This window comes from Pantoea sp. Morm (assembly GCF_016643525.1).
Classification (GTDB): domain Bacteria; phylum Pseudomonadota; class Gammaproteobacteria; order Enterobacterales; family Enterobacteriaceae; genus Pantoea; species Pantoea dispersa.
Map to the genome: position 1 here is coordinate 135,293 of NZ_VOQX01000004.1, position 8,734 is coordinate 144,026.

The 8,734-nt window shown below is 59.0% G+C and carries 9 protein-coding genes; 6 read left to right on the plus strand and 3 right to left on the minus strand.

All coding sequences use genetic code 11. The features are described from left to right. Nucleotides 1-48 precede the first annotated feature (48 nt). On the minus strand, nucleotides 49-288 hold the full coding sequence (zapB, locus tag FT726_RS02825; RefSeq protein ID WP_021507038.1) for a cell division protein ZapB: 240 nt from the start codon (nucleotides 286-288) through the stop codon (nucleotides 49-51). Between the two features lie 416 nt (nucleotides 289-704). Between zapB and FT726_RS02830 the strand changes: the two genes are divergently transcribed. The 3 genes from FT726_RS02830 (at nucleotide 705) to glpX (ending at nucleotide 4,200) form a co-directional block, all read left to right on the plus strand. Continuing rightward, nucleotides 705-1,553, plus strand: a complete 849-nt coding sequence (locus tag FT726_RS02830) for an MIP/aquaporin family protein (protein ID WP_021507039.1) — start codon at nucleotides 705-707, stop codon at nucleotides 1,551-1,553. A gap of 29 nt (nucleotides 1,554-1,582) precedes the next feature. After that, nucleotides 1,583-3,094 carry a glycerol kinase GlpK gene (gene glpK / locus FT726_RS02835; RefSeq protein WP_021507040.1) on the plus strand — a complete coding sequence of 504 codons (1,512 nt, stop codon included), beginning with the start codon at nucleotides 1,583-1,585 and terminating at the stop codon, nucleotides 3,092-3,094. Nucleotides 3,095-3,189: 95 nt separating this feature from the next. Then, complete coding sequence (gene glpX, locus FT726_RS02840; protein ID WP_262264926.1) at nucleotides 3,190-4,200, plus strand: class II fructose-bisphosphatase; 1,011 nt, start codon at nucleotides 3,190-3,192, stop codon at nucleotides 4,198-4,200. Here the strand turns inward: glpX and emrD are convergent. After that, entirely contained in the window at nucleotides 4,190-5,383 is a 1,194-nt protein-coding gene (gene emrD, locus FT726_RS02845) for a multidrug efflux MFS transporter EmrD (RefSeq protein ID WP_275044624.1), read from the minus strand. The two genes, glpX and emrD, sit on opposite strands and share 11 nt — an antisense overlap. Before the next feature lie 291 nt (nucleotides 5,384-5,674). Here emrD and fpr point away from each other — a divergent pair, with 291 nt between their 5' ends. The 3 genes from fpr to tpiA all read left to right on the plus strand — a co-directional run bounded on the left by fpr (nucleotide 5,675) and on the right by tpiA (nucleotide 8,006). Further along, the gene (gene fpr / locus FT726_RS02850; RefSeq protein ID WP_021507043.1) at nucleotides 5,675-6,421 is read left to right on the plus strand and encodes a ferredoxin--NADP(+) reductase; all 747 of its coding nucleotides are present in this window, start codon (nucleotides 5,675-5,677) and stop codon (nucleotides 6,419-6,421) included. Nucleotides 6,422-6,526: 105 nt separating this feature from the next. Beyond that, complete coding sequence (locus tag FT726_RS02855) at nucleotides 6,527-7,117, plus strand: YiiQ family protein (protein ID WP_058771031.1); 591 nt, start codon at nucleotides 6,527-6,529, stop codon at nucleotides 7,115-7,117. Between the two features lie 121 nt (nucleotides 7,118-7,238). Further along, the gene (gene tpiA, locus FT726_RS02860; protein ID WP_031279624.1) at nucleotides 7,239-8,006 is read left to right on the plus strand and encodes a triose-phosphate isomerase; all 768 of its coding nucleotides are present in this window, start codon (nucleotides 7,239-7,241) and stop codon (nucleotides 8,004-8,006) included. 67 nt (nucleotides 8,007-8,073) lie between these two features. Here tpiA and FT726_RS02865 read toward each other — a convergent pair. After that, a partial coding sequence (locus FT726_RS02865; RefSeq protein ID WP_346302377.1) for a CDP-diacylglycerol diphosphatase occupies nucleotides 8,074-8,734 on the minus strand: 661 nt, incomplete at its 5' end.

The window sequence follows — 8,734 nt, forward strand, 5'->3', positions numbered from 1 at the left end:
ACAAACAAAAACGGGTGCCGCGGCACCCGTTGGTTTAAGCGCTGAGGCTTAAACTTCTTCCATTTTTCCCAGCAGTGCACGCAGGCGCTCCTGCCATACATGCTGCTCTTCTTTCAGATGCTGATTTTCACGCGCCAGCGCTTCGTGATTGCCGGATGCCTGGCTCATTTCGTTTTTCAGGTTATTGTTCTGCTCTTTCAGCTCTTCAATTTCCATCTGCAGCAGGGTGATGGTATCAATCGCCTGCTGTACTTTCGCTTCCAGTTTCTCGAATACTTCAAATGACATCTTTCTGACCTCTCCTAAATCGTGCAAGGCGTTGATAGACCGGGCGTGCCTTAAAATAGTGCGTCCAGCCACGATGTCCCGATTGTATGTAGCCACACCCGGCAAGTCCAGCAGCACAAGGCCTGCGAGGGAAGTCTGTAACACTTTTCAGTTTATACCTGGAAAACGCGCAACTTCGCGCATTTTGCGCGCGGTCACACGCGCAGGGTGCAGCGCAGCGGGGGTTTTTGGCCCTAAACACAGGCAAAAGACGCGAAAACGCGCATTTTTATGACACGGCACACAAAATTCGATTTCGCTATTTCTCGTTTATGCTCGTTAACGATAAATTCACATCAACCCTACATTAGAGCTGGGCGACTCAAGGATTGAGAACAAAAACTGATAAAATTTAACCTCGCTTCAGGAATTCCATTATGAGTCAGACAACGAACACACTCAAAGGTCAGTGCATCGCCGAGTTTCTCGGTACCGGTTTGATCATCTTTTTTGGTGCCGGCTGTGTGGCGGCGCTGAAGCTGGCCGGTGCCGCATTCGGCCAGTGGGAAATTTGTATCATCTGGGGTCTTGCTGTCTCCATGGCGGTTTATCTGAGCGCAGGCGTATCCGGCGCTCACCTCAATCCGGCAGTCACGGTTGCCCTGTGCCTGTTCGCCAACTTCGAAGGCCGCAAAGTTTTACCTTATATTGTGTCGCAAATCGCTGGCGCGTTCTGTGCGGCGGCGCTGGTCTACGGTCTTTACTACAATCTGTTCTTTGATTACGAAGCCAGCCACCAGATGGTACGCGGCAGCGTGCAGAGCCTCGATCTGGCCGGTATCTTCTCCACCTATCCGAACCCGCACATCACCGTGGCGCAGGCGTTCCTGGTGGAAATGGTAATTACCGCCGTGCTGATGGCGGTGATCATGGCGCTGACCGACGACGGCAACGGCGTACCGCGTGGCCCGCTGGCGCCGCTGCTGATTGGTCTGCTGGTGGCGGTGATTGGCGGTTCCATGGGTCCGCTGACCGGCTTCGCCCTGAACCCGGCGCGTGACTTCGGTCCGAAGCTGTTCGCCTTCTTCGCGGGCTGGGGTAACGTGGCGTTCACTGGTGGTAAAGATATTCCTTACTTCCTGGTGCCAATTTTTGGCCCGCTGGTCGGAGCCTGCCTCGGTGCCTTCGGTTACCGTGCGCTGATTGGCCGTCACCTGCCGGGCAACCTTGCAGAAACCAGTAAAACAGAAAAACCGGTCGCGCGCGCTGAGCAGCGTAAAGCGTAAGTTTCATCGTTAATCATCAGGAAACCATAATGACTACGACTGATAAAAAATATATTGTCGCGCTCGATCAGGGCACAACCAGCTCACGTGCCGTGGTGCTCGATCATGACGCCAACATCGTCGCCGTCTCACAGCGCGAATTCACCCAGATCTACCCGAAAGCCGGCTGGGTTGAACACGATCCGATGGACATCTGGGCCTCACAGAGCTCCACGCTGGTGGAAGTGCTGGCGCACGCTGATATCCGTTCTGACCAGATCGCCGCCATCGGTATCACCAACCAGCGTGAAACCGCGATTGTCTGGGACAAAGAGACCGGCAAACCGATTTACAACGCCATCGTCTGGCAGGATCCGCGTACCGCCGACTACTGTAACAAGCTGAAGAAAGAGGGTCTGGAAGAGTATATCCAGCACACCACCGGTCTGGTGATTAACCCGTACTTCTCCGGCACCAAGGTGAAATGGATTCTCGACCACGTGGAAGGCGCACGCGAGCGGGCGAAACGCGGCGAACTGCTGTTCGGTACCGTTGATACCTGGCTGGTGTGGAAAATGACCCAGGGCCGCGTGCACATCACCGATCACACCAACGCATCGCGTACCATGATGTACAACATCCACAAGCTGGAGTGGGATGCGCGCATGCTGGAGATTCTGGATATTCCGCGCGAAATGCTGCCGGAAGTGAAAGGATCGTCCGAAATCTACGGCCAGACCAACATTGGTGGTAAGGGCGGCACGCGTATTCCTATAGCCGGTATCGCCGGTGACCAGCAGGCTGCGCTGTATGGCCAGCTGTGTGTGCAGCCTGGTATGGCGAAAAACACCTACGGCACCGGCTGCTTTATGCTGATGAACACCGGTACCGAAGCGGTTACTTCGACTCACGGTCTGCTGACCACCATCGCCTGCGGTCCACGCGGCGAGGTGAACTACGCGCTGGAAGGTGCCGTGTTCATCGGTGGTGCGTCCATTCAGTGGCTGCGCGATGAGATGAAGCTGATCAGCGATGCGGGCGACTCCGAATACTTCGCGATGAAAGTCAAAGACACCAATGGCGTGTACATGGTGCCGGCCTTTACCGGTCTCGGCGCACCGTACTGGGACCCGTATGCGCGCGGCGCAATCTTCGGTCTGACCCGTGGTGCCAACGCCAACCACATTATTCGCGCCACGCTGGAGTCCATCGCTTACCAGACGCGTGATGTGCTGGAAGCAATGCAGAACGATGCCGATACCCGCCTGCAGTCGCTGCGCGTGGATGGCGGTGCGGTGGCCAACAACTTCCTGATGCAGTTCCAGTCCGATATTCTCGGCACGCGCGTGGAGCGTCCGGAAGTGCGCGAAGTGACTGCGCTGGGTGCGGCTTACCTCGCCGGTCTGGCGGTCGGCTTCTGGAACGATCTGGAAGAAGTTCGTGCTAAAGCTGTAGTGGAACGCGAGTTCCGTCCAAGCATTGAAACCACCGAACGCAACGTGCGCTATGCCGGCTGGAAAAAAGCCGTGGCGCGCGCCCAGGCGTGGGAAGAAGAAGAGTAACACTGTGCTGACCCGCGGCGCCCTGCCGCGGGTTTTTCCCGTCCCCCTGCCCCGCTGTGCTACACTGCCCGCCTGTTTTTTGTCAGGTGCAGACCATGAAACGAGAACTCGCGATTGAATTTTCCCGTGTGACCGAAGCCGCTGCGTTAGCGGGCTATCACTGGTTAGGACGCGGCGACAAGAATGCCGCCGACGGCGCCGCCGTCAACGCCATGCGCATTATGCTCAACACCATCAACATCGACGGCCAGATCGTGATTGGCGAGGGCGAAATCGACGAAGCACCGATGCTCTACATTGGTGAAAAAGTCGGTACCGGCCACGGCGATGCGGTGGACATTGCAGTTGATCCTATCGAAGGCACGCGCATGACTGCGATGGGCCAGGCCAACGCGCTGGCGGTGCTGGCGGTGGGCGATAAAGGCAGCTTCCTGCACGCACCTGATATGTATATGGAAAAGCTGATTGTCGGTCCGGGCGCGCGCGGCGCTATCGATCTCAACCTGCCGCTCGCCACCAATCTGCAGGCGATTGCGCAGGCGCTCAATAAACCGCTCAGCCAGCTGACGGTGTCGATTCTCGCCAAACCGCGTCACGATGCGGTCATCGCGCAGCTGCAGCAGCTGGGCGTGCGCGTGTTTGCTTTTCCGGACGGCGACGTGGCGGCCTCCATTCTTACCTGTATGCCGGACAGCGAAGTGGACGTGCTGTATGGCATTGGCGGTGCGCCAGAAGGCGTGGTGTCGGCGGCGGTAATCCGCGCCATGGATGGCGACATGCAGGCGCGCCTGCTGGCTCGTCATCAGGTCAAAGGGGATTCGGCCGACAACCGCCGTCTGGGTGAGCAGGAGCTGGCGCGCTGTGCCGAAATGGGCATCAACGCCGGGGAAGTGCTGACGCTGCAACAGATGGCGCGTAACGATAACGTGATTTTCGCGGCAACCGGCATCACCACGGGCGATCTGCTAAAAGGCATCACGCGCCAGGGCAATATCGCCACCAGCGAAACGCTGCTGGTGCGCGGCAAATCGCGCACCATTCGCCGCATTCAGTCGATCCACTATCTGGACCGCAAAGACGCGGCGCTGCACCCTTTTATCCTGTAACCGTCTGTTTGCCGCTCTCCGGATGACGCGAGAGCGGCCACCAGCACAGCAGCATCACCAGCGACGTCACAAACATCAGCATACCGAGGCTCGACTGATCGTGCTGCGGCAGCAGCGCTGAGAGCCACGCCACCACGCCGGAACCCAGATTCTGCAGCCCCCCAATCAGCGCACCGGCACTGCCGGCCAGCCACGCGTACGGCTCCATCGCGCCAGAAGTTGCCAGCGGAAACAGCATGCCCGCGCCGAAGAAAAACAGCGCGGCCGGTACCAGCAGCGTCCAGATAGTCATCACGCCAAACCACGCCGGCAGCCACATCAGCAGGCCCGCCAGCAGGCAGCTGTTCACGCCGTACCACATCAGCGTATGCCAGGATTTCTGCTCGCGGCCGGCAAACCAGGCACCGAAAAAGGCCGCCGGAATCGGCAGGATGAACAAAATACTCACCGTCAGCCCGTCGAGCCCCAGCACGCCCGCCATCAGTACGCCACAGCTGGCTTCAAATACCGCAATGCCTGCCAGCGCGCCGATCAGCAGTAGCAGATAACGCACAAAGTTGCCGTCGCTGAGCAGCGTGATGTAACGGCGCAGAAAAGGTGTCGCGGGCGCATCCACCGGACGGGTCTCCGGGAGCCAGCGCGCCATCGCCGCCGTTACGCCAACACACAGCAGCAGCAGGAAAGCAAAGCAGGCGTGCCAGCCAAACAGATGGGTCAGCAGCGCGCCGATTACCGGAGCCAGCAGCGGGCTGACCAGAATGCCCATGTTGAGCAGGCTGTTGGCCTGACGCAGCGCAATGCCGGAGTAAAGATCGCGCGGCATGGTGCGCGCCATCACGCCAGCCACGCCGGTACCCAGTCCCTGCACCGCACTGCCCAGCACCAGCACACTCAGCGACGGCGCAAACAGGGCGATCAGCGCGCCCGCCGCAAAGATCGTCATGCCCGCGAGGATCACCGGCCGCCGGCCAATGCTGTCCGACAGTGGCCCGTAGATCAGCTGCGATCCGCCGTAGGTCATCAGATAGGCCGCCATCACCTGCTGCATGGCGCCGCTGCGCACGTTAAGCGCCTCTGCCATGTTCGCCATGGCGGGCACATAGATGGTCTGCGCCATCTGTCCCACCGCCACCAGCACAATCAGCATGAACAGCAGGAAGCGGTTTTGCGTATTACTCATCATCATGGAACAAAATGTCTGCCTGAGAAACAAAGTAATGACAGCACTAAACAGGGCTGCCGGAGAGTTATGGCGGCAAAAATATCAGGAATTGCGCACAAAGCGAGAGGCGGGCGTAAAGCGGCAGCACAGGCACCGTCAAGCTTCTGTACCAGGCTGTAACGTGGCCGCTACAGTTGCTGATGTGTGCGGACGATTTGTCGCAGAGAGCCCTTTGACCGCTGCGGGGCTGGAAATCTGGTGCCGGGCTGACGAAGATAGAAAGAGACCAATTATCAATCATCAGGAGCGAACATGGCAGAGTGGGTCAATGCAGAAGTAAAAGAAGTGAAAAACTGGACCGACGCACTGTTCAGCCTGCGCGTCACGGCGCCCATCGACCCTTTTACCGCCGGCCAGTTTGCCAAGCTGGCGCTGGAAGTCGACGGCGAGCGCGTGCAGCGCGCCTACTCCTACGTTAACGCGCCGCAGGATCCGCTGCTGGAGTTCTATCTGGTAACGGTGCCGGAAGGGAAGCTCAGCCCGCGTTTGCAGGCGCTGCAGCCCGGCGATCAGGTGATGGTGACCAAAGAGGCGGCCGGTTTCTTTGTACTGGATGAGATCCCCGACTGCCAGACGCTGTGGATGCTGGCGACCGGCACGGCGATCGGCCCGTATCTGTCGATTTTGCAACAGGGTGAAGGGCTGGAGCGCTTCGACAACATTGTGCTGGTACACGCTGCGCGCTATGCCGCCGACCTGAGTTTTCTGCCGCTGATGCAGCAGCTACAGCAGCGTTATCAGGGCAAACTGCACATTCAGACGGTGGTCAGCCGCGAGCAGATGCCCGGTTCACTGCATGGCCGCGTACCGCAGCTGATCGAGAGCGGAGAACTGGAAAACGCCGTGGGCCTGCCGATGCTCGCCGATACCAGCCACGTGATGCTGTGCGGTAACCCGCAGATGGTGCGCGATACCCAGCAATTGCTGAAAGAGACCCGCGATATGCGCAAGCATTTCAAGCGTAAACCGGGCCACATGACCAGCGAGCATTACTGGTAATCGCGCCGGCAGCAAAATGTCAGATTTTTCCCGGCGCGGGTTTTGACTTTCAGCGGTAAAAACCGTTCTAATCGTGGGCTAAGTGAATGATTTAGGGCCGAAGCAATGAAGAATCTGCCAGTCGCGCTGCTGCTCAGCGTCGCACTGACATTTCCCGCCTGGGCGGAGGACGCGCCCGCGCAGGATCGCAACGATCACCTGCCTGCGGCGCCGTATCTGCTGGCGGGTGCGCCCACCTTTGATATGACCATCGCGCAGTTCCGCGAAAAGTACAACGCCGCCAATCCTGACCTGCCGCTGCAGGAGTATCGCGCCATCGATAACCGCGATGACAAGAGTCACCTGACACGTGCCGCCAGCAAAATCAGCGAAACGCTGTATGCCTCTACCGCGCTGGAACAGGGCACCGGCAAGATTAAAACGCTGCAGATTACCTGGCTGCCGGTGCCGGGCCCGGATATGAAAGCGGCACAGACACGCGCCATGGATTACATGACTGCGCTACTGCGCTTTTTTGTGCCCGGTTTGTCAGCGGAAGAGGGACACAAGAAGCTCGACGGCCTGCTCAGCGCCGGCAAGGGCGCACGCTATTTTTCCCGCACCGAAGGTGCACTGCGCTTTGTGGTGGCAGACAATGGCGACAAGGGACTGACCTTCGCCGTTGAGCCCATCAAACTGGCGCTCGCTAGCCCCTGATCTCCCCGGCAAAAATGACGAAAAGCAAAGCCAGCGCCCCATTTGATCTCTATACTGTCTGGCAGACATCGCTGCCCCGATGGCAGCGCTATTTCATGAATCGCGTTATGCGGAGGAAAGAATGCGACATCCACTGGTTATGGGTAACTGGAAACTGAATGGCAGCAAGCACATGGCGGGCGAGCTGATTGAAGGCCTGCGCAAAGAGCTGTCAGGTGTGGAAGGCTGCGGTGTGGCGATTGCTCCGCCGGCGATCTATCTGGATCAGGCCAAACACGCCATTTCCGGCAGCCACATTGCGCTGGGTGCGCAGAACGTTGACGTTAACCTGTCTGGCGCTTTCACCGGTGAAACCTCTGCCGAGATGCTGAAAGACATCGGCGCGAAATACATCATCATCGGCCACTCTGAGCGCCGCACCTACCATAAAGAGAGCGACGAGTTCATCGCGAAGAAATTCGCCGTGCTGAAGGCCGCAGGCCTGGTACCGGTGCTGTGCATCGGTGAGACCGAAGCCGAGAACGAAGCCGGCAAAACTGAAGAAGTGTGCGCACGTCAGATCGACGCCGTGCTGGAAACCCAGGGTGCAGCGGCCTTCGAAGGCGCGGTTATCGCCTATGAGCCAGTCTGGGCCATCGGTACCGGCAAATCAGCGACCCCAGCGCAGGCGCAGGCAGTACACAAATTCATTCGCGACCACATCGCGAAGAAAGATGCCGCTATCGCTGAGCAGGTAATCATTCAGTACGGCGGTTCGGTTAACGACAAAAACGCCGCAGAACTGTTCACCCAGCCGGACATCGACGGCGCGCTGGTGGGCGGTGCGTCGCTGAAGGCCGACGCTTTCGCGGTGATCGTCAAAGCCGCTGCAGCAGCCAAAAACGCGTAAGTTGCTGACGCAAAGAAAGGCGGCTGATGAGCCGCCTTTTTTATTGCCTGATCGGTCACGATGCCACTCACTCCAGCAAACGGCACTGGTGATCCTGCAGTTCTTCCGCCGAACCGCGATTCAGCTTGAGCCAGTTGCGCTCCAGCGCCAGCAGCGCCAGGCGTCCATCCGGCAACCGGGCCAGCGCCAGCCCGTATTTGCCCATCTCACCGCGCGCATGCGGCACCTCCTCAGCCAGCCGGATAAATACGCTCTGCTGCGCCAGTTCGGCAGTGCTCAGCGTGCGAATCAGCCAGGTATGCCGCAGCAGCGTTGCCGTCTGCCACTGCGCATTCAGCCTCGGCGCCAGCGTATCCAGCTGCTGACGCACATCCGGTCGCAGGCAGGAGATATGAATGTGCAGCTGATTCTGCGTACGACCATACTGCGCGTTAATAGCCAGCGACAGCACGCGGTCGTCGACAGGCGCACCGCGCTTCTGCGCCAGCAGGCGGCGCTGCTGCCAGGCGGCAGCAAACAGGTTCGGCGTGGTGGGTTCGAGGAGGATTGGGCTCTCCATGCCGGTGATTTTTGCTATCGGCATCAGCAGATATTGCAGCGGGCCATTCAGATCTTTGAGCGTAACGTAACCCTGCGCCAGATTGACCTGCTGACAGGGGGCAGGATTACCGCGTTGCGTCATGTCCGGTACGCACTTTTCGCTGACAATCTGCCATAGCGCGACGGCG

What these genes read in the sequence shown, in the direction of transcription:
- zapB (WP_021507038.1), bottom strand. Translation starts at nt 288, where the DNA reads ATGTCATTTGAAGTATTCGAGAAACTGGAAGCGAAAGTACAGCAGGCG.
- FT726_RS02855 (WP_058771031.1), top strand. Translation starts at nt 6,527, where the DNA reads ATGAAGAATCTGCCAGTCGCGCTGCTGCTCAGCGTCGCACTGACATTT.
- tpiA (WP_031279624.1), top strand. Translation starts at nt 7,239, where the DNA reads ATGCGACATCCACTGGTTATGGGTAACTGGAAACTGAATGGCAGCAAG.
- glpK (WP_021507040.1), top strand. Translation starts at nt 1,583, where the DNA reads ATGACTACGACTGATAAAAAATATATTGTCGCGCTCGATCAGGGCACA.
- glpX (WP_262264926.1), top strand. Translation starts at nt 3,190, where the DNA reads ATGAAACGAGAACTCGCGATTGAATTTTCCCGTGTGACCGAAGCCGCT.
- emrD (WP_275044624.1), bottom strand. Translation starts at nt 5,383, where the DNA reads ATGATGAGTAATACGCAAAACCGCTTCCTGCTGTTCATGCTGATTGTG.
- FT726_RS02830 (WP_021507039.1), top strand. Translation starts at nt 705, where the DNA reads ATGAGTCAGACAACGAACACACTCAAAGGTCAGTGCATCGCCGAGTTT.
- fpr (WP_021507043.1), top strand. Translation starts at nt 5,675, where the DNA reads ATGGCAGAGTGGGTCAATGCAGAAGTAAAAGAAGTGAAAAACTGGACC.